General features: G+C 46.1%; 28 protein-coding genes. 11 read left to right on the plus strand and 17 right to left on the minus strand.

Features of this window, described 5'->3' with window-relative positions; genetic code table 11:
- Positions 1-102: 102 nt before the first annotated feature.
- The 3 genes from F9L33_RS00895 to gstA are packed head-to-tail and all read right to left on the minus strand — an operon-like array spanning position 103 to position 1,325.
- On the minus strand, positions 103-327 hold the full coding sequence (locus F9L33_RS00895; RefSeq protein ID WP_152140856.1) for a 4-oxalocrotonate tautomerase family protein: 225 nt from the start codon (positions 325-327) through the stop codon (positions 103-105).
- 3 nt (positions 328-330) lie between these two features.
- Positions 331-714 (minus strand): nuclear transport factor 2 family protein, encoded by a 384-nt coding sequence (locus tag F9L33_RS00900; RefSeq protein ID WP_193221927.1) that lies wholly within the window; start codon positions 712-714, stop codon positions 331-333.
- The gene (gstA, locus tag F9L33_RS00905) at positions 714-1,325 is read right to left on the minus strand and encodes a glutathione transferase GstA (RefSeq protein WP_152140858.1); all 612 of its coding nucleotides are present in this window, start codon (positions 1,323-1,325) and stop codon (positions 714-716) included. Before gstA ends, F9L33_RS00900 begins: the two co-directional genes overlap by 1 nt.
- Positions 1,326-1,452: 127 nt before the next feature.
- Here gstA and F9L33_RS00910 point away from each other — a divergent pair, with 127 nt between their 5' ends.
- Complete coding sequence (locus F9L33_RS00910; RefSeq protein ID WP_152140859.1) at positions 1,453-2,334, plus strand: LysR family transcriptional regulator; 882 nt, start codon at positions 1,453-1,455, stop codon at positions 2,332-2,334.
- Here F9L33_RS00910 and F9L33_RS00915 read toward each other — a convergent pair.
- Genes F9L33_RS00915 through F9L33_RS00925 form a run of 3 tightly spaced genes read right to left on the minus strand, consistent with a single transcriptional unit; the run spans position 2,331 to position 4,579 of the window.
- On the minus strand, positions 2,331-3,368 hold the full coding sequence (locus tag F9L33_RS00915; RefSeq protein ID WP_152140860.1) for an endonuclease/exonuclease/phosphatase family protein: 1,038 nt from the start codon (positions 3,366-3,368) through the stop codon (positions 2,331-2,333). The two genes, F9L33_RS00910 and F9L33_RS00915, sit on opposite strands and share 4 nt — an antisense overlap.
- Positions 3,368-4,054 carry a molecular chaperone DjiA gene (locus tag F9L33_RS00920; RefSeq protein ID WP_152140861.1) on the minus strand — a complete coding sequence of 229 codons (687 nt, stop codon included), beginning with the start codon at positions 4,052-4,054 and terminating at the stop codon, positions 3,368-3,370. The genes F9L33_RS00915 and F9L33_RS00920 overlap by 1 nt, the downstream gene beginning before the upstream one ends.
- 36 nt (positions 4,055-4,090) lie before the next feature.
- Positions 4,091-4,579 carry a GNAT family N-acetyltransferase gene (locus F9L33_RS00925; protein WP_152140862.1) on the minus strand — a complete coding sequence of 163 codons (489 nt, stop codon included), beginning with the start codon at positions 4,577-4,579 and terminating at the stop codon, positions 4,091-4,093.
- 143 nt (positions 4,580-4,722) lie between these two features.
- Here F9L33_RS00925 and F9L33_RS00930 point away from each other — a divergent pair, with 143 nt between their 5' ends.
- The gene (locus tag F9L33_RS00930; RefSeq protein WP_152140863.1) at positions 4,723-5,769 is read left to right on the plus strand and encodes an aldo/keto reductase; all 1,047 of its coding nucleotides are present in this window, start codon (positions 4,723-4,725) and stop codon (positions 5,767-5,769) included.
- On the plus strand, positions 5,770-6,675 hold the full coding sequence (locus F9L33_RS00935; RefSeq protein ID WP_152140864.1) for a DMT family transporter: 906 nt from the start codon (positions 5,770-5,772) through the stop codon (positions 6,673-6,675).
- Here the strand turns inward: F9L33_RS00935 and F9L33_RS00940 are convergent.
- Positions 6,672-7,373, minus strand: coding sequence for a class I SAM-dependent methyltransferase (locus F9L33_RS00940; protein ID WP_152140865.1), 702 nt, complete (start codon positions 7,371-7,373; stop codon positions 6,672-6,674). The two genes, F9L33_RS00935 and F9L33_RS00940, sit on opposite strands and share 4 nt — an antisense overlap.
- Positions 7,374-7,572: 199 nt before the next feature.
- Between F9L33_RS00940 and F9L33_RS00945 the strand changes: the two genes are divergently transcribed.
- Positions 7,573-7,938, plus strand: a complete 366-nt coding sequence (locus F9L33_RS00945) for a hypothetical protein (RefSeq protein ID WP_152140866.1) — start codon at positions 7,573-7,575, stop codon at positions 7,936-7,938.
- An 89-nt stretch (positions 7,939-8,027) separates the two neighbouring features.
- On the opposite strand, the gene F9L33_RS00950 is transcribed toward F9L33_RS00945, so the two are convergent.
- The 9 genes from F9L33_RS00950 to F9L33_RS00990 form a co-directional block, all read right to left on the minus strand.
- Entirely contained in the window at positions 8,028-8,903 is an 876-nt protein-coding gene (locus tag F9L33_RS00950; RefSeq protein WP_152140867.1) for a DmsC/YnfH family molybdoenzyme membrane anchor subunit, read from the minus strand.
- Between the two features lies 1 nt (position 8,904).
- Entirely contained in the window at positions 8,905-9,660 is a 756-nt protein-coding gene (locus tag F9L33_RS00955; RefSeq protein WP_152140868.1) for a 4Fe-4S dicluster domain-containing protein, read from the minus strand.
- The gene (locus tag F9L33_RS00960; RefSeq protein WP_152140869.1) at positions 9,660-12,488 is read right to left on the minus strand and encodes a molybdopterin oxidoreductase family protein; all 2,829 of its coding nucleotides are present in this window, start codon (positions 12,486-12,488) and stop codon (positions 9,660-9,662) included. Before F9L33_RS00960 ends, F9L33_RS00955 begins: the two co-directional genes overlap by 1 nt.
- Positions 12,489-12,917: 429 nt before the next feature.
- Positions 12,918-13,142, minus strand: coding sequence for a hypothetical protein (locus F9L33_RS00965; protein ID WP_152140870.1), 225 nt, complete (start codon positions 13,140-13,142; stop codon positions 12,918-12,920).
- Between the two features lie 83 nt (positions 13,143-13,225).
- Positions 13,226-14,152, minus strand: coding sequence for a phosphate acyltransferase (locus F9L33_RS00970; RefSeq protein ID WP_152140871.1), 927 nt, complete (start codon positions 14,150-14,152; stop codon positions 13,226-13,228).
- Between the two features lie 2 nt (positions 14,153-14,154).
- Entirely contained in the window at positions 14,155-15,483 is a 1,329-nt protein-coding gene (locus tag F9L33_RS00975) for an ABC transporter permease (protein ID WP_152140872.1), read from the minus strand.
- Positions 15,483-16,286, minus strand: a complete 804-nt coding sequence (locus F9L33_RS00980; RefSeq protein ID WP_152140873.1) for an ABC transporter ATP-binding protein — start codon at positions 16,284-16,286, stop codon at positions 15,483-15,485. Before F9L33_RS00980 ends, F9L33_RS00975 begins: the two co-directional genes overlap by 1 nt.
- Positions 16,287-16,379: 93 nt before the next feature.
- Positions 16,380-17,366 (minus strand): ABC transporter substrate-binding protein, encoded by a 987-nt coding sequence (locus tag F9L33_RS00985; RefSeq protein ID WP_152140874.1) that lies wholly within the window; start codon positions 17,364-17,366, stop codon positions 16,380-16,382.
- A gap of 275 nt (positions 17,367-17,641) precedes the next feature.
- A complete protein-coding gene (locus F9L33_RS00990; RefSeq protein WP_152140875.1) occupies positions 17,642-18,061 on the minus strand; it encodes a DUF983 domain-containing protein in 420 nt (139 codons plus the stop codon).
- Positions 18,062-18,219: 158 nt separating this feature from the next.
- Here F9L33_RS00990 and F9L33_RS00995 point away from each other — a divergent pair, with 158 nt between their 5' ends.
- The 6 genes from F9L33_RS00995 (at position 18,220) to F9L33_RS01020 (ending at position 21,245) form a co-directional block, all read left to right on the plus strand.
- On the plus strand, positions 18,220-18,714 hold the full coding sequence (locus tag F9L33_RS00995; RefSeq protein ID WP_152140876.1) for an EF-hand domain-containing protein: 495 nt from the start codon (positions 18,220-18,222) through the stop codon (positions 18,712-18,714).
- A 67-nt stretch (positions 18,715-18,781) separates the two neighbouring features.
- Entirely contained in the window at positions 18,782-19,357 is a 576-nt protein-coding gene (locus F9L33_RS01000; RefSeq protein WP_193221928.1) for an RNA polymerase sigma factor, read from the plus strand.
- Entirely contained in the window at positions 19,354-19,725 is a 372-nt protein-coding gene (locus tag F9L33_RS01005; protein ID WP_226803875.1) for a hypothetical protein, read from the plus strand. Before F9L33_RS01000 ends, F9L33_RS01005 begins: the two co-directional genes overlap by 4 nt.
- A 2-nt stretch (positions 19,726-19,727) precedes the next feature.
- Complete coding sequence (locus F9L33_RS01010) at positions 19,728-20,204, plus strand: periplasmic heavy metal sensor (RefSeq protein WP_152140878.1); 477 nt, start codon at positions 19,728-19,730, stop codon at positions 20,202-20,204.
- Positions 20,201-20,485, plus strand: coding sequence for a DUF3572 domain-containing protein (locus tag F9L33_RS01015; protein ID WP_152140879.1), 285 nt, complete (start codon positions 20,201-20,203; stop codon positions 20,483-20,485). The genes F9L33_RS01010 and F9L33_RS01015 overlap by 4 nt, the downstream gene beginning before the upstream one ends.
- 235 nt (positions 20,486-20,720) lie before the next feature.
- Entirely contained in the window at positions 20,721-21,245 is a 525-nt protein-coding gene (locus tag F9L33_RS01020) for a hypothetical protein (RefSeq protein ID WP_152140880.1), read from the plus strand.
- A 377-nt stretch (positions 21,246-21,622) separates the two neighbouring features.
- Here the strand turns inward: F9L33_RS01020 and F9L33_RS01025 are convergent, their stop codons facing one another.
- Positions 21,623-22,087, minus strand: coding sequence for a DUF4440 domain-containing protein (locus F9L33_RS01025; RefSeq protein ID WP_152140881.1), 465 nt, complete (start codon positions 22,085-22,087; stop codon positions 21,623-21,625).
- 195 nt (positions 22,088-22,282) lie between these two features.
- Between F9L33_RS01025 and F9L33_RS01030 the strand changes: the two genes are divergently transcribed.
- Positions 22,283-22,984 (plus strand): HAD family hydrolase, encoded by a 702-nt coding sequence (locus tag F9L33_RS01030; RefSeq protein WP_152140882.1) that lies wholly within the window; start codon positions 22,283-22,285, stop codon positions 22,982-22,984.
- Positions 22,985-23,033: the final 49 nt, after the last annotated feature.

Genomic DNA, 23,033 nt, shown 5'->3' on the forward strand with positions numbered 1-23,033 from the left:
TTGAAAAAGATGTAAGCCGTTCCGCGCAGAAGTAAAAGCCCCGATCACAAGGATGTTTACCAAAATGCAATAAGAGCCGCATCACTGCGGCTCTTATAATGTCTATTTATTTAAGGACGCTCTGTATTCAGGGACAGTTAAGGCACCGATGCCCCAACTTTCCAAAGCGACCTCGTCAATAACGACGAAAGTCGATGTCGGTGGTTTTCCCAGAATATCTTCTAATAATTCTGTCACACCACGAATAAGTGCTGCTTTTTCTGCATCAGAAGGGCCTGTGCCATCTGGCCCTCCTTCTTTTGTTACTTTTATATTTACATAAGGCATGTGTTAGTCCTCTTGGGGTTTGTAGGTGAAAATTTTAGACATGATTTGCCATGTCTCATCGGTTTTGATGAAGGTTAGGAAATCTAGATAATCGCGCCTCATCATGGACATACGCGCTCTTACGAACGCCATATCTGGCTCACCAAATGTGATGGTTTCAATGACATCATTACGAGGGTCATTATTTTGCGAAGGTGGCGTGCGTTTACTGACAGCATCAAAATACTCAGCGACGGAAAAATTCATGTAATCGTTTTCCGTTACATTCACATAACGTGCATCAGGGTGAAAAACCTTTGCCAATATCTTTGTATCCGCATGGTATAATCCATCAAAATACAACTGCATTGCTTCCAGAATTGTTGTCGTGTCGCGCGCGCTGGTCATTATCCCATCAAGCCTTCTGCTTGCATGGCTTTTTGTGCACTTGGACGACTGCCAACACGTTCCACATAAGCCGCAACATTTGGCCATGTATTCAAATCGATACCTACGAAATTTGCCCAGTTGCAGACAACGAACGTATAGGCATCCGCAACACTGAACTTATCCCCCAACAAATATGGTTTTTCGTTGCCAATTTGTGTTTCAAGATAATCCATCTTTTCAACAACATTTGCTCCAGCTTTTTCTTTGTCTTCATCTGTTGCTGTGCCCGAGAAAAATGGACCAAAAGCTTTGTGTAATTCTGAAGCCGTATAATTCAAATGTTCATGCAAGCGCGCACGTGCGATTGTGCCTATAGGGGGGGCTAAATCCGCTTTTGGGTTTTGATCAGCTATATACTGTAAAACAGAAGCACCTTCGCTTAGAAGGGTGCCGTCATCCAATTCTAAAGTCGGAACATACCCTTTAGGATTGATATTAATATAGTCTTGTCCGGTTTCTGTACGGCCCGCATCGGTATCAACGCTTTCAATATCAAATGTGGCTTCGACTTCATTTAGAATGATATGAGATGCCAAAGAACAAGCGCCAGGTTTATAAAACAGTTTCATTTGCATTTCCTTTCCGTTTGGAAGTTTGAGTGGATATGCCGATGTCTAAAATAAATAATGATCCGATAATAATATTGAATAATCATTTAAATGATCTAATTTAGTAATCATTATTTTGAGGTGATATATGACTTATGAACAGCTTGTTGTTTTGAATGCGATCGTGACAGAGGGTACATTTCGGGGGGCTGCTGAACGTTTAAACAAATCACAATCTGCCATCAGCCATATGATTAAAAAATTAGAAGAGCAGATTGATATCACCTTATTGTCCCGTGAAACATATCGGCCAAAACTGACATCACAAGGCAAGGTTTTTTACAGACAAGCCACACGCGTCATGCAACAAATGCAGCAGTTAAATAATACAGCAAAAGGGCTAAGCGCGGACCACGAAGCAGAAGTGTTCATCGCGGTGACAGCGACATATCCTTTAACAAATCTATTAAAGATAATAGGCGAGGTTTCTGCTGATTTCCCCAGCACACATATTCGACTTGCAAGGGAAAGTATGGGTGGACCCATTGAACAACTTTTACGTAATGATGCCGACATCATCGTAGCAAAAATGGACGGTGTTCCCGTTGAGCAGGTTGAGGCAGAACCTATATCATCCGTCGCAATAGGCCCAGTTGCCCATCCAGACTTTGAACCCAGTCGTACGAAACACATGAAAACAATCAGTGAAATGCAAAGTTATGTCCAGGTCGTGGTTGCCGACAGCAGCAGTGGCGCATTTGAACAAAGCCGTGGCTTGTTACCAGGTGGTTTGCGATGGACGGTTTCAGATTTCCTGACCAAAAAGGAAATCGTGCTAGCAAAAATGGGATGGGGTGGTCTTCCAGACCATCTAATTGCCGATGAAATTGCTTCTGGTCAATTGGTCTATTTGAACGTGGAAGGTTATCCTTTGGAGCGCTCCAGCCTCTATAAAATACGCCGCAGAGATCGCACATTTGGCATCGTTGCCCAAGCAATCTGGGAGCGGATGACAGCAGAAGACAATTAGGTGAACGTAAAGTCTACAGTCACTGGAAAATGATCCGATGCCGTTAGCAAAGCTTTACAAATCTCATCGCTGCCATAGCAATCTGGATCATTAAACGGATGCCAAATTTTCCATTGGGCATTCTGTGTATCAGTAAGCTTTGGGGAAACCATGATGAAATCCAGCAAAGCGTTCAGATATGTTTTGGTTCTATGATTGTAAAACCGCGATGTGGTGGGGGCAGCACCATGGCGTGCCCGCATAGCAGCTTCGGCATGGGGTTCACGTAACGTAGCCTCTTTGGGCTTCTTAACACCCATAACAATCTCTACACCTGATTGACCAAATAGTTTTTCATATTCATCCAAACCAGGGCCATCATTAAGATCACCTAAAACTATTAAATTCTCACTATCATTCAGATGATCATCCACCCGTTGGCGCAACCAAATACATTGCGCCAATTGCTTGCGGCGGTTGGAAATGGATATGCGCACGGCATCCTTTTCATTCTTGGCCCCATGCGGTGCTTTGGATTTGGCGTGAACACCAATCATACGTAATTCTGGCCCGTCATTCGGCAATACAACCAATTCCAATGGCGGCTTGGAAAAAACAATCTTATCTGGTGCATCATCCACATCGACATCCAGCCGGAACACTCCATCAAAACGTGGGGCATTGCGTGCGCCATCTGTCGTTGTTTCACGTCCCTGTGGATCGTGATAGGCATCCATCTTTGTCGGGTCATACAGAAATGCGATTTCCTGCATTGTATCATTGGTAAATCCAACAACGGCTTTGTTCTGACGCAACCCAAAATGCTTGGCGAAATTCTCTAAGGCTATAACCGAGGATTGCTCGTTACCCGCATTTGGCGCCTCGATCACCATAATGCCATCCGCATCCATCGCCTGAAACACTTTGCCCAAGGCTTCGATCTGCTGTTGCTTTGTCACATCGTGACGCCCCGACCAACTGTGATCAAGGATCAGCGCGTTTTTATCGTCGAAAAGCTTCGCAAACCATTCAACGTTATATGTGGCAAAGCGCATCAAGCATCCTCATGTATATCACAGATTTCATCCCACGCTTTATTGATCGCGATCATACGGCGTGTGGCCAATTTCACGGCCTCTTCGGGCAAACCGTGTGCGATCATAACATCAGGATGGGTTTCGCGGATTTTTTGGCGCCAAACATCGTGAATTTCATCATAAGACATATCAGGTGATACACCTAAAACTTGATAAGCATCTGGTGGATGATCGGGAATAAACCGCGTTTTAAAACTGCGATACGTCACATCATCGACCTCAAATATTTGCGAAACTTGATGCACGTAATCATCTTCGGCTGGGTGATAACGCCCATCCGCCATTGCGATATAAAACAAGCCTTCCAAAAGATCGGCCAGAATATCGCTGTCTTTGTCAAACATCTTTGCGATCTTTTGCGCATAGACTTCATAGCCAGCCACATCTTGGCGCGCCAAATTGAAAACACGCGCGGCTTCTTTTTCGTCCTTTTTTGCAACTTGGAAAAACTGTCTGAATGCAGAGACTTCATCGCGTGTTACCACACCGTCTGCCTTGGCCATCTTTGCGCCCAAACCGATTACAGCAATCGTAAAAGCCAAGCTTTTTTCAGGTGGCGTTTGTAGCTTTTCCAATATGGAAGACAGACTTTCCCCTGCCGCTAACGCGGATATAGCCTCGGATATTTTGACCCAAATGGACATTTAAAATCGCCTTTTCAAATTATATGGCAAAAGCCGTTACAGGAGTTTTTGCATCAAAACCAAGTCGTGCCAACATCCAAATTTAAAACCCGCCTGTTTTATGTCGCCAACGGTCTGATAACCGATGGCTTCATGGAACTTTATGGACTGCTTATTGTTGCTGTTAATCCCGCCGACAAATGTATGAACACCACTGCGTTTCGCATGATCTTCAAGAATTTGCATCATCTGTTTTCCTGCACCTTTGCCCTGTGCCGCAGGAACCAACATAATAGAGTGTTCCATCGAATGCGCGTACCCAGAGCCATTTCGAAAATTGCCATAGGTTGCAAACCCTATAATCTGACCTTCATCCTCTGCCACGAAAAAAGGTCGCCCTAGATCGGCTTTGTCTAATAAAACCGCGCTGATTTGGTCACGTGTTTTTAAATCGGTTGTAAATGTCACATCGGTATTTGTGATCAGGTCATTCCAAATGGCAACAATGCCGTCCACGTCGTCCTGAGTTGCTTGTCGTATATCCACGCTTACATATCCTTTGGTCCTTTATATCTTGATATGTGTCACGTATTTTTCAAGAGCCAATATTGTGCAGATCCCCCTTAAAGCCGTTTCAAGTTGACTTCCCCCCGTCAACCCGCTCAATTGCGCGCAACACGGAGATTATTATGAAGTTTAATATTTTAGGAAACACTGACCTAAAAGTAAGTGAATTGTGCCTAGGATCCATGACATGGGGCACGCAAAACACCACAGATGAAGGCCACGCACAAATCGATATGGCATTGGAGTATGGGATTAACTTTATAGATACAGCAGAAATGTATCCTGTGAACCCACTGACCAAAGAAACCCAAGGTGATACAGAACGCGTTATCGGGAAATGGTTCGCCAAAACAGGTCGCCGCGAAGATGTAATCTTGGCAACGAAAGTATCAGGTTCAGGATACAGGAACGTACGTGATGGCGCGCCTATTTCGCGCGAAACCATCCATGCAGCTGTAGAAGCATCGCTGAAATCCTTACAAACGGATTACATCGACCTGTATCAACTGCATTGGCCAAACCGTGGGTCATATATGTTCCGCCAGAACTGGAACTATGACCCTACAGGCCAAAACAAAGCCGAAGTTTTGGATCATATGGGGGAAGTTCTGGAAACCATGCAAGGCTTGGTGGATGCAGGTAAAATTCGTCACTTTGGCCTGTCCAACGAAAGCACATGGGGCACTGCGCAATGGTTGCGTGTGTCTGAGGAACGTGGATTGCCACGGGTGCAATCCATCCAAAACGAATACAGTCTGCTATGCCGTTTGGCGGATACTGATTTAGCCGAACTTTGCCACAACGAACAGGTGGGCATTCTATCCTTCTCACCTTTGGCTGTCGGTTTGCTGACTGGTAAATATAAAGGCGGCACTGTTGTGCCAGCAGGCTCACGCATGTCGATCGGCCCTGATTTGGGCGGGCGTATTACGCCGCGTGTTTGGGATGCAGTTGCAGCTTATGAAAAGATTGCGGATGATCACGGCTTGAACGTGGCGCAAATGGCTTTGGCGTGGTGTAACACACGCCCATTTATGACCTCATCCATCTTTGGGGCAACATCACTGGAACAATTGGATGTGGCGTTGAAATCTACCGAAATCACTTTAAGCGATGAAGTTATGCGCGATATTACCGCCGCGCATAAAGCGCATCCGATGCCATATTAAATGCAACTCTGGATCCCCATAACGATCTTTGCAGCATTCGCGCAGAACCTGCGCTTTATGCTGCAAAAGCATCTTAAGGCCACCAAACTGACAACGGGTGGCGCCACATTCGCGCGTTTTGTCTTTGCAGCACCTCTTGCGGTGTTGACAGTGTTTGCATTATCTCAGTTCGGATGGGACATACCAAAACCCACGAATATGACATGGGTCTATGTGCCCATCGGTGGTTTGGCACAGATCACTGCTACCATGCTGGTGGTCGCACTTTTTGCCGAACGCAATTTCGCCGTAGGCATCACATTAAAGAAAACCGAAACCATGCTGACGGCACTCTCAGGCATGGTCGTGCTGGGCGATAAGATTACCTTTGGTGCCTTCGTCGCCATTCTTGTAGGCTTGATCGGTGTCATCCTATTGTCCGACCCGCCCAAAGGCGAAGGTCTGACATGGAAACAACGCATCTTTAACAAAGCATCAGGCTACGGTGTTGGGGCAGGGGCAATCTTTGCCGTATCCGCTGTATGTTATCGCGGTGCATCGCTATCACTCAGCGACGGCGACTTTATCATCCGTGCCATGCTGACACTGGCTTTCGTGACCGTTTTCCAATCTATCGCCATGGCTTTATGGCTGCGTTGGCGTGAACCAGGTGAAATCACTCGGGTGTTGAAAGTTTGGCGTGTCACCGCATTGGTTGGTCTAAGCGGCGTCTTGGGGTCAGCAGGGTGGTTTATGGCGTTTACCCTGCAAAATGCAGCATATGTGAAAGCTCTGGGTCAGATAGAGCTGATTTTCACCTTTATGGCATCGTATTTGTTTTTCAAAGAACGCAGCACCAAACGGGAATTGTTTGGCGCTGCTCTTATTGTGTTTAGTATTCTATTGCTGGTTCTTGCCGTTTACTAAGCAATCTTGCGGATCGCAAAACTTTGGCTCTCAGTGGGATCTGCCGTGATGTAAAGCAGTTCCCAACCTTCATTCACACAGAACTCATGCACGGCTTCGATCACACCATACCGATTGGCAGATTTCCAATTGCCCATCTTGTAATCATGTCCTGCAATCACACCACCTTTGGCCATCTTAGGCGCCCAAACGGCCAATTCCTCGGCTGTGGTTTGATAGGAATGATCCGTATCCACATAGACAAAATCAAAATGCCCATCAGGGAAATCATGCGGAGCTTCTGTCGAATATTTGCGTGTGATTTGAACACGATCCGCATCAATATCCACCTGAAACAAGGCTTTCACATTCAGGAACTTTTCGTCGTTATAGCGCCCGCTTTCCCAAACATCGACGAGGTGCAGTTTTGAAGGCTTCATACCGTCCAATATCACACGCGAAAATGCACCGTTATCCACACCCAATTCAGCCGCAATACCACCCTTTGGCAATGCTGCAACCATAGCTGCACGGTTCAAAACGATCTGACAGTTCTGCACATGCTGTTCTTGCAGCTTCGCACGTGGAATTTTCGCATCTGCTTTGGTGCGAAAATACCGCCCTGGCGCATCGATAAACTTGATCGTCTTAAAAATCGGACGACGGATGAAATAAGGGGATTTGCGGTAAAGCTGACCGATAATGGTTGCCAGTGTCATAATAATGTTCTTCCCGCAGTGTGTTTGACTGATATGTCTATATGGGAAGTGACATCATGCGGCAAGCAATGCAATGAAGGGTCACGTAATTGGGAATGACAATAGTATTAGCTATTTTTGAAATTAAGTTGCGGGATGAATACCGCTTGCAACCAAAACCAGAGTATATAAATGAATTTTATAGCTTTGGGAGATATGAATGAATATGGTTTTCTTTAATTTTACTGTTGGCGACCCAATTTGGCTTCAAAAACTTACATGGCAACTTAGCCATCCCGCATTCTGGTTTGTACTTTTGAAATGGTGTTTGATTTTTGTTGGTGTCGTTTTACTTGCAAATCGCTTATTGAAAGCAAAACGTTTCTTCTGGTTTAGCCTGTTTATATTGTCCGTGATTTTAGGGTTTTGGGGAGTGTATGAACTTTTTGGGCAAGCAATTCAATCCGTTAGAGATGGTCTTTGGCATGAAGTCGTGTGGCTTCGCATTGTTGGTTTAGTTACTGATGCAGTAGCTATTTTTGTTGCTATTAGAATACTGTATGCAAGCTTTACGAAAAGGTTTTAACTATAAACTACTTTGACAAGTTGGTTTTTAAACAAAACCCCGCCAACCAATAGGGTGACGGGGTTCAATTGGTAACGATATAGAACCTATCAGCGTTTGTCGTAGTACAAGCCAACAACGTGTTCTGCTTCTGCAAAGAACAACCAGCGTGATATGAACAGGCCGATCATGTGAGAGATCACAAGAACCGCAGCACCGATGTGGTGCACTTCCATGAAGGTCATCACAAAGATCGGTAAAACACCCAAGAACAGTGCCGAGATAATGCGCAGTTTCATAGCGTGCTTACGGCCGATCTTGTGGATCATTTCTTTGGTCAGATAGTTTTCACCAGAGTGCGGGCTTTCTAACAAGCGCACTTTACCCAAGTTGCCCAAACCTGTTGCGCTTTCAATCGTGTGGCCCGCTTCGTCAAAACGTTTGTCGCCTTGCATCCAAGCGTAGATTTGGAAGCCTGTTAGGAACACGATCAAAACCAATGCTGCTGTCATTTGACCGGCTAACAAGGCGCCACCAGCCAATGAATACATCACGTATAGCACAGGTGTAGAGCTCATGTTCCAGCGTGGCACAGTTTTCATTTGGCCATAGATCATGGATGTACAGATCGCAGTGATCAAGCTTAATGCAGCGCCCAACCAACCCAATGGAGCGATTTTAGTGTCAAAGAAGATCACCAATAAGGCGTATAGACCCATAACCATAAGGGCCAATACAGCGAAAACACCTTCGCGGCTTAACCATGATGTACGCCATTGTGAAAAAGCTTTCCACGCGCGTTGTGGATTCCCAAGGTGGAATGTTGATGACACCAAGCCACCCACAGCCAAACCAAAGGCGATAAAGAAGAACCAAAAGGCTGTCCAACCTGATACGTCAGGAAAGTTCAGACCAAGGAATGTCAGCAGACCAAAGCCCAAGCCAGAAATGCATGTGAAAATAATAACGGACGGTGCGGGATGCATATCAGATAGCCTCCAATGCTTTATCAAGCCAACCAAGTAGGCCTTTAGGTGTGTCTGCAACAGGTTCTAGGAACGGTGCAAGGATATCGATGTCGCCATCTGTTTGAATGTCCGCTTTTGGACGAGGTGGTAGGTAACGGTTCACAGGTTTTGTGTCCTGATCTTCCATCAATACCAAACCGCCGCGTTCTGCGGACATTTTTGAAACGTTGCTTTCTGGGTCAGCGAAATCGCCAAAGTGACGTGCATTCGCAGGACATGTACGCACACATGCTGGTTCACGATCTTCTTCTGGTAAGTTTTCGTTGTAAATACGGTCCACACACAGGGTACATTTTTTCATTACCCCTTCTTGTGCGTCCAATTCACGGGCACCGTATGGGCACGCCCATGCACACAGACCACAACCGATACAATCGCTTTCATTCACCAAAACGATACCATCTTCGGCGCGTTTATAGCTGGCACCTGTTGGGCAGACGGTCACACAAGGTGCGTCTTCACAGTGCAAACAGGACTTTGGAAAGTGCACTGTTTGCGCTGGTTGCTCAGGGGCTTTCACTTCGAATGTGTGAATGCGGTTCAAGAATGTGCCAACTGGGTTTGCGCCATAAGCGTCTTGGTCACCAAGCGGTGCACCGTAGTTGGATGTGTTCCATTCTTTACAGTTGATCACGCAGGCATGGCAGCCCACGCAAATGTCCAAATCGATGGCAAGGCCAAGCTTTTTGGGTGTTGATGCTGGAAGAGCGGTCATTAGAATTCCTCCCCATAGGCGATATCTTTTGGCCCTTGTCCAACAGGAGACGTTTGTGCAGGCATGCTAGGCTGGCTGACTTGGTCTTCGGCTGGCGCTTTTTCAATTTTAACACGCAAGTCATACCAAGCGGCTTGACCTGTGATCGGATCAGAGTTTGACCACCGCAGACCGTCACCTTTTGGTGGCAGCAATTCGTGGATCAAGTGGTTCAACAAGAAGCCTTTTGTGGCCTCTGGTGCATTTTCATCCAATGCCCATGCGCCTTTACGTTTGCCGATCGCATTCCATGTCCAAACCGTTTTTGGGTTCAGTGCATCCATACGCACCACTGGCACTTTGATTTTGCCGTGATGAGATGTCAGATACGCCCAATCCCCTTCGTTAAAGCCATGCTTTTCGAACACGTCACCAGAGACATACAATGGGTTTGTGCCGTGGATTTGGCGCAACCATGCGTTCTGTGATCCCCAAGAGTGGTACATCGCAGCAGGACGTTGTGTCAGCGCGTGCAATGGATATTCATCACAATTTACGCCTTGCTCTTCAAACGGTTGCCACCATGTTGGGAACGGGTCCATGCATGTCAGAAGTTGTTCACGCAAATGCTCTGGCGGTTGAATGTCGCCTTTGCCTTCTGCTGCCAAACGGAACTTTGCCATAGGTTCAACATATAGGTTGAACAAATACGGTGATGGTTTGTCGAACAAACCACGTTCCACAGCCCAATCTTGGTAGGCTTTGTTCCATGGTTTAAAGAACATTGCGTCTTCCGGAATGTGATCCATGTAGAAGCCGCCGTTTTCGATGTATTTATCCAGCTGCTCAGGGTTAGGTTCACCACGACCAGAGCCGCTGCCGTCTTTACCGCGCCAGCCTGCCAATGGGCCAACACCGGGACGACGTTGGTGGTTTACCATGTAATCCGCGTAGTCTTTGTAAAGCGCATCGCCGTTTTCATCAACGAAACCAGGTAGGCCAAGTTTTGCACCCAATTGGATCACAACTGTTTGGAACCCGCGCACATCGCGGTCAGGTTCAACAACTGGCCAACGGATACTGTCACACATCGCTTCTGGTTCAGAAATCGGACGATCCAGCAGGGAAATACAGTCGTGACGTTCCAGATATGTTGTGTCTGGGAAGATCAAATCGGCATATGCCACCATTTCGGATGAATAGGCATCAGAATAGATGATATGTGGGATCACATAACCACCGTCTTCGTTCTTATCCGTCAACATATCCATCACACCGCGAGAGTTCATGGAAGAGTTCCATGACATGTTCGCCATATACATGAACAATGTGTCGATCTTATACGGATCACCCGCATGCGCATTGGAAATAACCATATGCATCATGCCGTGTGCAGACATTGGGTTTTCCCATGTGAATGCTTTGTCGATACGAATTGGTTTGCCTGTTGCATCCAACGCCAAATCTTCTGGACCGCGAGGGAACCCAAGATGTGGGCCGTTCAATGGACCACCTGGTGTTACCATCGAATGCGGTGTTGGGTGAATATCCACTGATTTCGGGTAAGGTGGCTTAAAGCGGTAACCGCCTGGAACCTCTACAGAGCCCAAAATGATTTGAAGCAAGTGAATGGCGCGACAGGTTTGGAACCCGTTAGAGTGCGCTGAAATTCCGCGCATCCCATGGAATGACACTGGGCGACCAATCATCTTGTCATGCTTAACGCCGCGCCAGTCTGTCCAAGGCTGGTCCAGAACGATCTCTTCTTCAAACGCTGTGTGCGCAAGCTCTGCTGCCAAACGGCGGATTGTTTCCGCTGAAATGCCACAACGTTCTGCCACGGCTTCTGGTGCATAATCTTCTGACAGATATTTCTCTGTCATCAGTTGGAACACTGGCGTGTATTTCGTGCCTTTGTGTGTCACTTCACCTGTGAACGCAGGCTTAACGCCTTTCTTTGTTGCAGAAACTGGCTTGCCAGTTTTACGGTCTGCAACCATGAATTCGCCTTTGGCATCGCGCAACAACAAGCCGTGCTCGTCAGATGCTGGATCCATGTTCACCAACATCGGTGCGTTTGTATAACGCATCAGATATTCAAGATCGACTTTACCAGCTTTCAACAACACGTGGATCATAGACAGAACAAACAAACCGTCAGTTCCTGGTGTGATACCCACCCATTCATCAGCAATCGCATTATAACCAGAACGTACAGGGTTCACGCCAACGATTTTTGCGCCACGTTCTTTCAGCTTAGACAGACCCATTTTAATCGGGTTACTGTCGTGATCTTCGGCAACACCAAAGATCATGAACATTTTTGTGCGTTCCCAATCAGGTGCACCAAATTCCCAGAATGCGCCGCCCATGGTGTAAATACCAGCAGCAGCCATATTCACAGAACAGAACCCGCCGTGTGCCGCATAGTTTGGGGTACCAAAGTTTTGTGCCCACATGCTGGTCAATGATTGCGATTGGTCACGGCCTGTAAAGAAGGCTAATTTCTCAGGGGCCTTTTCGCGCAGTGGTTTTAGCCACTTTGTTGCGATCTCATACGCTTCGTCCCAGCTGATCTCTTCAAACTTGCCCTCGCCACGCTCACCAACGCGCTTCATCGGCGCTTTCAGGCGGGCAGGGGAATAGTGTTGCATGATGCCGGCAGAGCCTTTGGCACAAAGCACACCTTTATTGATCGGGTGGTCGCGGTTGCCCTCGATGTATTTAACTTTACCATCTTTCATGTGCACATTGATGCCGCAACGACAGGCACACATATAACAAGTGGTTTTACGAATTTCGTCTGACACTTCTGGTGAAGTATCTAAATCTGGCTGGTGGTGATTCATTAGCTAGGTCTCCCTTAGCGGGGACTATACCTAAAATCGGTTTTTCTGCCACTTGAAAGGTAAAATGGATTTGTCGTTCGGGTTGCGTAAAACTCCTTTCGGGTTTTGTGAAAGAGAAGTCTCATTTTTGGGTGCAGATTGGGCAGCGTACGCAGGTCTAATCCTGCATTAACACTTTGCAGGGTATAACATCCCCGTCGACAAAAGTGGTTCAGAGGTTCCAAAGGGCGGGTAACAGCGTCAAATGTGGAATCACCGAAACAACGTTAGAATAGGTGCAGGGCTTTCAACCCTGTTCGGCTTCATATCCACACATAGGTGGCGCCACCTTCTTACAATGTACAAACCCTATAAAACGCAAAACCCCGCCAGCCAGATAGGGCAGACGGGGCAAGAGTTGTGTTTTGTAATTTTACTTTACGTAGTTGTTCAAGGTTTCTCTGAAATTACTTTTCTTGTATTTGTGTCGACATCAATAAAAATTGGCCCATCATTAGTAAAGTTATTTGGCTCACTGCTCCATAGAAATTGTACATAAACAATGTCTTTTTCACGCATCGATTTTTTGACACCAACAAATTTATAATAAAATTCAGTCCCATCTTCTTTCAGGTAATCTTCAGCAAGCTGACGGGCTTCTTCATTGGTAATCATTGATTATAAGCCCCTAACATCACATATATAATTTACCGTTTTTTGGCCTTATTATGGTACGTGATTGCCACGCACCATATTTATCATTCACTTAAAATAGCTGCCAAAGCCACTGACGCCAAACGTGCTGCCGCAGGGTCTGCGCGGCTTGTCAGCAATATTGGCACCTTAGCTCCCATCACAACGCCTGCCGCGCAGCCGCCTGATAGGTAGACCAGTGATTTGAATAAGGCGTTGCCGCTGACGATATCTGGAACGATGATGGCATCGGCGTTGCCTGCCACGGGGTCATCCTGCAAGCCTTTGATCGCTACGGATTCTGGTGACAGGATCAAGTCTAGTGCCAAAGGACCAGAGAAATGCGCACCCTCGATAGTCTCGCGTGCCCAATCGCGCAGCTCGCGACCTTCGCCGGATGATGGCACGGCTGGCAATACGCTTTCGGTCGCTGACAGCATCGCCACTTTTGGCTCGTCTGTGCCAAGTTTGCGCAACAAATCCACACAGGATGTGATCGCTGATTTACGTGTTTCCAAATCTGGGTTCACGTTAACCGCTGCATCCGAGATCAAAATCGGCTTGCCGCCATCAGGGTGCGAGATGTGGAACACATGCACCAAACGGTTGCCTGTGCGCAGGCCGTTGTCGCGGGACAGGGCGGACTTCATAAAGACGTCTGTGTGCAACTGACCCTTCATCAAAACGTCTGCACGACCTTCGCCGCACGCCTGTGCTGCGGCCATGCCAGAAGCTTCTTCGCCGATCGCCGCAATAATTTCATAGCTGGAAATGTCCCAGCCTAATTTGTCTGCCTCAGCCTTAATCATATCCGCCTCACCTGTGAAGATGGGTGTCATGATGCCTGCATCAGTTGCAGCTTTCGCTGCCTCCATTGGCAAAGCAGCCCCTGCGCGTGCAATCGCTACGCGTGGTGTATTTGCTTGTTTCGCCAAAGATAAAAGGCCGTCTGGTGAGACGGCCTTTGAAGTTGTTAAAAACGGGGATGTCATTGTTATCCGCGACCTTTCCAAGGAACGAGTTTGTTTTCAGCCATACGCATCAGAACGTCGATGCCGTAGCCGATGATACCAATGATGATAATACCGATGATCACGATGTCTGTAAGTTGGAACTTTGACGCAGCGATAATCATTTTACCTGCACCTTTTTCCGCCGCAACCAATTCGGCCGCAACAACAGTACCCCAACAAACACCCATCGCCACACGCGCACCTGTGAAAATCTCAGGTAGAGAGTTTGGCAAGATCACTTTCGATAGGATCTGTTTCTTGGTCGCCCCTAACGAGTAAGCCGCGTGGATTTTGGCGATGTTCACACCAGATACACCCGCACGTGCCGCAATGGTCATAATCCAAAGTGCCGCTAGGAACAGAAGACTGATTTTACCTTGCTCACCGATACCGAACCAAATGATGATCAGCGGGATCAATGCCAATGGTGGCACTGGACGCATGAACTCAACGATTGGCTCAAACCAACCGCGCAGCCATGAGTTTAGACCCATCGCAAAGCCCAAAGGAATACCGAACAGACAGCCCAATGCGAAACCGAATACAACACGGATCAAAGACCATGTTACGTTTTCCCATAGACCAACGCCAAGGTAACCATTTTCCCAAACGTTTAGGAAGCGCTTCCAGGCTTGCTCAGGTGGTGGCAGGTACAATGCTTCCATTGTCAGACCTGACGCAGGACGTACAGACAAGCTGCCTTTGCGTGTCATAAAGACTTCGCCAGCATCAATTGCAACGGCTTGGTTTGGTGCAATTTCTTGGCCATTTACGGCTGTAACTTTGAAGCCTTCTTCTGTACCGCCATCATCATTACTTTGAACTTTGATGATTTTAGTCCGGCGTTCTGGAACAACGAGTGCATCAGATTTTGCAAAGCCAGTTGCTGTTTCTGTAAACTCAGGTTTCGTTGCTTCTTTATTCGCAGCTTCATGTACACGGACATAAACTGTTGCATCAGCCGTTTGGCCTGCAGCGTTTGTTGCTGTGTAAGAAAAAGATGAATCGCCAACGAAGGGTCCAGGTAGGATCGGTGGTAAAAGTTTAGAGCCTGTTGCAATGCCCCAGAAAAGGAACAATGTCACAACTGCAGCAACGGATGCTGCACGATTGCCTGTGACAGCACTTTCGTCGCCGAATGTCACTGTTTTCAAGCTGGTATAACCGCGAGCTGCATCTTTGCCGCGCATATACATGTTATAGACAATACTACAGACGCCACTGACGGCTAGATAGATTGCGAAGATGCCCAAGATACCAAGGATCATCCAGAATGTTGTGCCTAATGTGGTAATGATTTCTTGTAACATTATGCGTTCTCCGTCCGGCCCATGATTTCTTCTTCCATATCCCAAATCATGTTCAGGATTTCATCGCGTGTCTTGCCGAAATCTTTGTGACGTTTGACTTCACGCAGATCAGCACCCACACCCAATTCAGCGAATGGCAATGTGTATTCTTTGTGTACACGACCAGGACGCGGCGCCATAACCAACAGGCGTTCACCCAATAACAATGCTTCTTCCACGGAGTGTGTGATTAGAATGATTGTTTTGCCAGTTTTCTTCCAAATGTCCAAAACCAAGCTTTGCATTTTTTCACGTGTTAGCGCGTCCAAAGCACCCAGCGGTTCGTCCATAAGGATCACATCAGGTTCGTTTGCAAGGCAACGGGCCAAGGCCACACGTTGTTGCATACCACCTGACATTTCGTAGATCATTTTTTCGCCGAATTCCTGCAAGCCAACGATGTCCAACAGTTCTTCAACTTTTGCATCGATTTCCGCTTGTGGCACGCCCTTCATCTTAGGACCAAAACCGATGTTCTTGGATACGTTCATCCATTCAAACAAAGCGCCGTGCTGGAATACCATGCCACGTTCTGGGCCTGGTGCTAAAATTTGATCGCCTGCAAGTGTCATAGTACCTTCTGTTGGTGCTAAAAAACCTGCAAGAATATTGAGTAAAGTTGATTTACCACACCCAGAAGGGCCAAGAACTGACATCAGTTCCCCTTCTTTGATATCTAGATTGATGTTTTTAAGAGCTTCTACTTTGCCACCATTCGGCAACTCGAAAGTCATTGAAACATCATTTATGAGTAACCCCGACATAAATAATCCGTTTCTTATGAGTTTTAAAGAGTAGCGCAGCCCTACCAATATAGAGGGCTGCGCCTAAATCATTTCCTAGTGGTTAGGAAACTATTACTTAGCGGCTTCTAGGAAGCTTGTGTTGATCACTGCGTTGTAATCAGAAAGCGCTTTGATTTTGCCGCTTGCTTCTAGTGCAGCAGCTGAATCTGTTAGGTATTGAGCAACAAAGCCACCCAACCAAGCGTCTGACAATTGAGCTTCCACTGTTGGGAATGCAAATACGTCAAGAACAGCTGTTGTGCCTTCTATATCCATACCAGCAGCTTTTGAAATGTCAGCCATCATAGGTGCACGATCTGCAGCATATTTAGCGTTCATGTCAGCAGTTACTTTCAAGAATTTTGAAAGAAGTTCGCCGTTTTCTTCACCGAAAGCTGTTGGGATTGATGTCACATCAAACACTTTACCAACCACAGCTTCTTTTTCAGCACCTTCGATCAACACGTTGCCGTGCTGTTTCATTGTGCGAAGTGAACCACCCCAACCACAAACCATTGCAAGGTCTGTGTCTGGCTGGCCGAATGCAGCAGCTGAATCAGATGGTGCCATGTCAACGATTGTTAGATCAGCTTCATCAACACCGAAGTGCTTCATTTGAGCCAAGAAGCCAGAGTGAGCAGCTGTACCTAGAGGAACCGCAACTTTCTTACCTTTAAGATCGCCAACGTTTGTTTTGTCGATTTCTAGTTCTGAACGTACAACACAATTGTCGTTGTCAGAGTAAGAAACAGCGATGTCCACAACTTGCAAATCTTGGCCAGCAGCTGTTGCTACTAGGAAAGGTGTCACACCTTGTGAGAAAGAGATGTGTACGTCACCAGATGCCATTGCAGCTGACATTGCAGTACCCGCATCGAATGATACGAATTTTACTGGAATACCTAGTTCTTTTGTGTAGATGTCATTTGCTTGTGCGAATTGGTTTGGTGTTGGCCATTCCAAGAAGTAAGCAACTGTTAGTTCATCCAAAGCAGATGCAGCACCAGTTGTTGCAGTTAGAGCAACAGCCATTGCTGTAAGAGTTTTTGTAAATTTCATTATTTTAGTCTCCCTGTGGTGAGCCGCATATTTTGCGGCAATTTTGGTGATCACCGTCTCTGTAAACATGCAAGATTAACAAGCTGCTTATAAGGTGTAGGTGATTCCAACATCGCAATCCTTTCAGATGAAAGGTCATCTTGCCAATGGAATTTTACCGCTTTGAAGTTCGTTTGCGACGTGTAAAGTGGGGGTTTTTTGTATAAGTATTTGAAATTAAATAAGTAAACGTAATTTTCGATTTCATGGATATTACCTTCGAAATTCAGAAACTACTATTCTGCAGGGGTTGTGATGCTGTTATTTGCGAATCCATGCATCCGTTTTGCCCATTGAAGCCCTATGAATGCCCCTTTTATCCGTGGTAATAGAAACAATGCTAACGCCACAAAAAACAAACAAAAAACAAGACCCAGTATAATGGGATCAGGGCGAAAGATTTCGAATGACATCATCATAAGCGGTGCCAAGATATGACCGCAGATCAGGATCGTCACATAAGCAGGCCCATCATCAGCACGGTGATGATGCAACTCTTCTGAGCAGACAGCACAATTTTTATGCACAGTCAGATAGCCCTTCATGATCGGGCCAGAGCCGCAATTTGGGCATACACCTTTCCAGCCGCGTACAAGGGCTGTTTTCATTTCGCGATCATCAGTCATGTCAGTAGAGGCTTCGTTAGGGTCATGCATATTAGATAGTATACCAGCGTGCATTTTAAACTATGACAAGCTGCCTCGCGGCGGGATGTCGCAAATTAATTTTGTGTTAAGCGACGGAAACTCTGAGCCCACCCGTATCTCTATATGTAAGCAGGTTGAATTCTGCTTGATCTTTATAGGAGCTAATTATGAATAAGTTTACAAAATCAGTTGTTCTGGGCGTTGCAGCCATTGGTATAGTCAGTGTCGCAACAGTCGGTGCTCATGCAGCAGGTAAACACAGTATGCGTGGCATGTTTAACTTTGAAAAAGTAGACGCAGATGCAGATGGATTTATCACACAGGCAGAACTGACAACACATCACAATGCACGTTTTACCAGCGCTGATGTAAACGCTGATGGTGCTTTGACTAAGGACGAGTTGAAAGTAAAAATGGAAGCACGTTTGAAAGAACGCCAAGAGAAGACTGGCAAAACATATAGTGCAGATAAAATCGAAAAACGTCTGAACCGCATGATGGGTAAATTTGACACCAACAAAGACGGTAAATTGACCCAAGCAGAATTGCCAAAACACAGCGAACGTATGTTTGAAAAGCTGGACGCGGATAAAGATGGCAAGATCTCTAAAATCGAAGTCGATGCTATGAAGAAAAAGCACCGTAAGAAATCAGAAGGCTAAACCTTGGTGCAGGCTGGTACGACTGGCCTGCATTGCACTTAAACTTGGGCGAAGTTAAAGCTGAGGAATGATGGCTTTGGATGCAATGAACGATGTCAGTGATGACACTTTGATGGTGCTCTATGCAAACGGTGACCAAGACGCCGCGCGTATGTTGACCTTTCGCCATGCACCCCGTGTGCTGTCCTTGTCCAAAAGGTTACTCTGGGATGCAACCGAGGCCGAAGATGTTGCCCAAGAAGCAATGCTGCGTTTATGGCGCATTGCACCAGATTGGCGTAACGGCGAAGCAAAAGTTTCCACATGGCTTTACCGCGTAACAAGTAATTTGTGCACAGACAGACTGCGCAAAAAGCGGGGGGTGGCATTGGAAGATGCTCCCCAGTCTATAGATGATGCTCCCTCCGCACTTGAAACAATGACAACGGCTGCACGCGCAGATGCATTACAAATGGCGATGAACGAACTGCCCGAGCGACAAAAACTGGCGGTCACATTGCGCCATATAGACGAGCTGTCTAATCCAGAGATCGCTCAGATCATGGAAATCAGTGTGGAAGCGGTGGAAAGCTTAACTGCACGCGGGAAACGAACATTGGCAAAACTATTGCTGGATCAGAAAGAAAATTTGGGACTGGAATGATGACACAGAAATCAGAACAGAAAATCGATATGGATTTGGATGCATTTTTTGATGCGGCGAAAGATCAAGATGCGATCCCAAACGCAAGCTTTATGGAGCGCGTTATGGCTGATGCAGCTTTGGAAACACAGACGCGTGTAAAACGAGTTGCCCAAACACAACCGTGGTGGGTTGATGTACTGAACAGCTTTGGCGGTTGGAAAGCTATTTGTACCTTAACAGCTTGCGCATGCTTTGGCATTTATTTGGGTTATGCCAACCCAGAAAATATAAACTATATAAACGGTGCGCAAACCACTGTAGAGATTTTTGATACGGACAGTTTTTCGGTGGCTTATGACATCGAAACATTGTTTCAGGAGGGTTAATCATGTCGGAACCTAAAAAGCGAAACTGGATGAAATATCTGCTGATCGTATCATTGGGTGCAAACCTTGTGATTGCAGGGCTCATTATCGGGGCAAAGGCATCTGGGCATGGTCCCATGAAAGGCTCACATATGAACCATGGTATGCGTGCGTTTGTATCTGCTATGCCTGAGAGTAAACGATCAGAGGTTCGCGCCTATTTTAAGAAGAACCGCAGCAAAATGCGTGCAGGTGGTGAAGCAATGCATCAGACTAGGATTGAGATACAAAACATCCTTGCCGCACAGCCCTTTGATCCAGAGGCGTTGAATACGGTATTTACCCAGCAAAGATCACGCGTTACTTCTGTGACCAAGGATGCTCAGGCTGCATTGGTCAAAATTATCACCGATATGACGGATGTAGAACGGGCAGAATTTGCAGAGAACCTAAAGAAGCAACGGCTTCGTAAAGATAAGAAACGTCCCAAAGACAAATGAGCTATTCCAAAGACCAAGCCGAAGTTGCCGCCATCCAAGCGCTGGGATGGCTATCCAATCAAGACGATCTATTAATGACGTTTTTAGGGGCAACGGGATCGAGCCTTGAAGATGTCCGCACACGTGGTGGTGATCCTGAGTTTCTGGCATCTGTTATGGATTTCATCCTAATGGATGACGAATGGGTGCGTGGGTATTGCGACGCTCAGAACCTAGCTTATGAAAAAGTACAATATATACGCATGGCACTGCCAGGGGGCGACTTGCCGAATTGGACATAAGAATAGGGCGCATTGGGGTGTGTTAAAACGTTGGTTTGCAGCCTACCATTGTAGTTGCAGAAAATTTAACTAGGGTAGAACTTACTATAACTTTAGGGATACTATCCGTATGAAGCAGAACAAAACCAACATTGAAAGAATTTCAGGGTTTTGCTTAATCGGAACTGGTGTTTTCGCAACGCTTGGTTTTTTAATCCACCCACATGATGCGACGTCACAAAATCAAGTGATGTGGATGGTTGGGCATTTGTTGATAATGACTAGCCTTCTCGCCAATAGCATTGGTTTGACGGGGCTTTATTTTTCATGTTCAGAAAAACTGGGCAAACTTGGTCTCGCTGGTTTCTTGATCACGAGCTTTAGTTTGAGTTTATATATCGGAAAACTGTATTGGTCTGGATTCATTTACCCCATGGTTGCGCTTGAACATCCAGAGTTCATAGAGGCGTTTGGATTTGGGCCTGGTTCAGACCCCAAAGATGTGAAGTTGAAAACTGTGTTTTTCTCCGGCGCGTTTTCATTTGTTCTAGGACATTTGTTTCTGGGGGGAGCTTTGCTAAGAGCACAGATATTTAAAGCGACACCAATTTGGTTTGTTATAACGGGTGCGATATTGGTTGGCGTATGGCCGTTGCTTCCGAATATTGTACAAATGCTGAGCGTTTTTGTTTCCTTAATTTACGCAATTGGCATCGTTTGGTTAGGCTTTTTGTTAATTTTTTCGTCGCAAGAGCTTCAAAAAACTTTAAACACTGAATAGGTATCTGTTTCAGGCAAGACGGATATTCGATATAAATATTGGCGTGTTATCGCTAGAGTAACCCTTGGGGTATGAAAAACATGACAAGAAAAGTTATTTTAGCCTCAGCCGTGGGTTTAACGGCTCTTTTATACTACGTTTATTTTGTTCAATACTATAAATGGCGTGATTGTTTCAACGAGTTAGGTCGTTGCTACGATAGTGAAAGTAGTACTGTCTACCTAGAGCAAGCTGGGATAATATGGATGTCTCTTGCTATTTTAATGTCTGGAATTTCCTTGTTCTTACTTTGGCGTTTGAAGCGCCAAAGTAAGTCAGTTTGATAAAAGCACCTGCTTTATAATAACTGGCGCCTATTTTTTGGATCTGCAATTATATTATTGCGCTGGGTTTGAACTGTTCCAGATATCGCGGTGCCAACGCCATTCGCCGTCTTCCTTTTTCCAAAGGATCATCAACTTGCCTACGTCGATTGTATCACCAGCTTTGGATTTCAGAACATATTGGCCAACTTGTACTGCACTGTCGCCGAATTCTTCGAGTTCAACAGTTGTCAGTTCAGCGCTGCCAACGCCTGCATCAACGGCACCTTGCCAGAAAACCTTTAGGTCTTTTTGTCCAGAAACAACTGGGCCATTTGGTTGCAATGCTTGGCCGTCTTTTGTGTAAACACCTGCAAGACGACCAGCATCGCCTGCTTTTAGGGCTGCCATGAATTCGTTATCTACAGCTTGGATTTTATCTTTAACACTTCCGTGGCCATCTGCAAAAACAGGTGTTGTTGCAAATGTACAAAGAGCAAGAGTAGTAGCAAACGAGAGAGGTTTGATTGCTTTTAACATAGGGTCATATCCTTTTCGATTTAGTATGATTGAAAGCTCTGGGAGGGTTTCTTTTAATTATAAATGTCTGAAATTTGCATGCGCGTACATTCATTGGATCGTCATTGATATGGACAAACTGAACAGACCTTAATTTAAATAACTTGCCAGAATGCCTGCACTGGGCCATATGCCCCTTAAGGTAGGGACAGGACTATGACATCCATCAAAGGCATTCTATTTGATAAAGACGGCACGATTTTTGGCTTTAGCGATACTTGGGCCGATTGGAGCGTGTCTTTTCTAACGGCTTTGGCACCTGATGATGTTGGTTTGCGCCGTTCTCTTGGCGATATGGTTGGTTTTGATTGGGATACGCAAGATTTCAAAGTGGGATCTTTGGCTGTGAACTCTGCCGTGGATGAACAATGCGAATTACTGGCAAGTGTGCATCCCAAACTTGATGCCAAGCAAATCGAAGAAATTGCCTTTCATGCATTGCAAGATACGACTGCAAAACCTGTGTGTGATTTGGATGCGCTGTTCACTGGCTTTCAAAGCCGTGGCATGGCGCTGGGTATTGCAACGAACGACTTTGAAGATTCTGCGCACAATCAAATGCGCGATGTGTCAGCGCATCAGTATTTCGATTTTATATGCGGCTTTAACAGCGGCTATGGCTCGAAGCCTGCGGCGGGTATGATCCATGGGTTTTGCGAAAAAATGCAGATTGCCCCGCATGAGGTGGCGATGGTGGGTGACAGCACCCATGATTTAGAAGCGGGTCGCGCCGCAGGTGTGGGTATGAATGTGGGCGTTCTGACAGGGCCTGCCCAACATCATGATATTGCGCATTTGGCGGATGTGATCTTGCCTGATATTTCGCATTTACCCAGCCATCTTTTTGGAAACTCATAAAAAAAGACAGATTTACACCTGTAAACGACGCTTTGATGTCGCTTTCTTT

The organism is Amylibacter sp. SFDW26, from assembly GCF_009184395.1.
In the GTDB taxonomy this organism is placed as follows: domain Bacteria; phylum Pseudomonadota; class Alphaproteobacteria; order Rhodobacterales; family Rhodobacteraceae; genus Amylibacter.

What these genes read in the sequence shown, in the direction of transcription:
- F9L33_RS00895 (WP_152140856.1), bottom strand. Translation starts at nt 327, where the DNA reads ATGCCTTATGTAAATATAAAAGTAACAAAAGAAGGAGGGCCAGATGGC.
- F9L33_RS00900 (WP_193221927.1), bottom strand. Translation starts at nt 714, where the DNA reads ATGACCAGCGCGCGCGACACGACAACAATTCTGGAAGCAATGCAGTTG.
- gstA (WP_152140858.1), bottom strand. Translation starts at nt 1,325, where the DNA reads ATGAAACTGTTTTATAAACCTGGCGCTTGTTCTTTGGCATCTCATATC.
- F9L33_RS00910 (WP_152140859.1), top strand. Translation starts at nt 1,453, where the DNA reads ATGACTTATGAACAGCTTGTTGTTTTGAATGCGATCGTGACAGAGGGT.
- F9L33_RS00915 (WP_152140860.1), bottom strand. Translation starts at nt 3,368, where the DNA reads ATGCGCTTTGCCACATATAACGTTGAATGGTTTGCGAAGCTTTTCGAC.
- F9L33_RS00920 (WP_152140861.1), bottom strand. Translation starts at nt 4,054, where the DNA reads ATGTCCATTTGGGTCAAAATATCCGAGGCTATATCCGCGTTAGCGGCA.
- F9L33_RS00930 (WP_152140863.1), top strand. Translation starts at nt 4,723, where the DNA reads ATGAAGTTTAATATTTTAGGAAACACTGACCTAAAAGTAAGTGAATTG.
- F9L33_RS00935 (WP_152140864.1), top strand. Translation starts at nt 5,770, where the DNA reads ATGCAACTCTGGATCCCCATAACGATCTTTGCAGCATTCGCGCAGAAC.
- F9L33_RS00940 (WP_152140865.1), bottom strand. Translation starts at nt 7,373, where the DNA reads ATGACACTGGCAACCATTATCGGTCAGCTTTACCGCAAATCCCCTTAT.
- F9L33_RS00945 (WP_152140866.1), top strand. Translation starts at nt 7,573, where the DNA reads ATGAATATGGTTTTCTTTAATTTTACTGTTGGCGACCCAATTTGGCTT.
- F9L33_RS00950 (WP_152140867.1), bottom strand. Translation starts at nt 8,903, where the DNA reads ATGCATCCCGCACCGTCCGTTATTATTTTCACATGCATTTCTGGCTTG.
- F9L33_RS00955 (WP_152140868.1), bottom strand. Translation starts at nt 9,660, where the DNA reads ATGACCGCTCTTCCAGCATCAACACCCAAAAAGCTTGGCCTTGCCATC.
- F9L33_RS00960 (WP_152140869.1), bottom strand. Translation starts at nt 12,488, where the DNA reads ATGAATCACCACCAGCCAGATTTAGATACTTCACCAGAAGTGTCAGAC.
- F9L33_RS00965 (WP_152140870.1), bottom strand. Translation starts at nt 13,142, where the DNA reads ATGATTACCAATGAAGAAGCCCGTCAGCTTGCTGAAGATTACCTGAAA.
- F9L33_RS00970 (WP_152140871.1), bottom strand. Translation starts at nt 14,152, where the DNA reads ATGACATCCCCGTTTTTAACAACTTCAAAGGCCGTCTCACCAGACGGC.
- F9L33_RS00975 (WP_152140872.1), bottom strand. Translation starts at nt 15,483, where the DNA reads ATGTTACAAGAAATCATTACCACATTAGGCACAACATTCTGGATGATC.
- F9L33_RS00980 (WP_152140873.1), bottom strand. Translation starts at nt 16,286, where the DNA reads ATGTCGGGGTTACTCATAAATGATGTTTCAATGACTTTCGAGTTGCCG.
- F9L33_RS00985 (WP_152140874.1), bottom strand. Translation starts at nt 17,366, where the DNA reads ATGAAATTTACAAAAACTCTTACAGCAATGGCTGTTGCTCTAACTGCA.
- F9L33_RS00990 (WP_152140875.1), bottom strand. Translation starts at nt 18,061, where the DNA reads ATGCATGACCCTAACGAAGCCTCTACTGACATGACTGATGATCGCGAA.
- F9L33_RS00995 (WP_152140876.1), top strand. Translation starts at nt 18,220, where the DNA reads ATGAATAAGTTTACAAAATCAGTTGTTCTGGGCGTTGCAGCCATTGGT.
- F9L33_RS01000 (WP_193221928.1), top strand. Translation starts at nt 18,782, where the DNA reads ATGATGGCTTTGGATGCAATGAACGATGTCAGTGATGACACTTTGATG.
- F9L33_RS01005 (WP_226803875.1), top strand. Translation starts at nt 19,354, where the DNA reads ATGATGACACAGAAATCAGAACAGAAAATCGATATGGATTTGGATGCA.
- F9L33_RS01010 (WP_152140878.1), top strand. Translation starts at nt 19,728, where the DNA reads ATGTCGGAACCTAAAAAGCGAAACTGGATGAAATATCTGCTGATCGTA.
- F9L33_RS01015 (WP_152140879.1), top strand. Translation starts at nt 20,201, where the DNA reads ATGAGCTATTCCAAAGACCAAGCCGAAGTTGCCGCCATCCAAGCGCTG.
- F9L33_RS01020 (WP_152140880.1), top strand. Translation starts at nt 20,721, where the DNA reads ATGGTTGGGCATTTGTTGATAATGACTAGCCTTCTCGCCAATAGCATT.
- F9L33_RS01025 (WP_152140881.1), bottom strand. Translation starts at nt 22,087, where the DNA reads ATGTTAAAAGCAATCAAACCTCTCTCGTTTGCTACTACTCTTGCTCTT.
- F9L33_RS01030 (WP_152140882.1), top strand. Translation starts at nt 22,283, where the DNA reads ATGACATCCATCAAAGGCATTCTATTTGATAAAGACGGCACGATTTTT.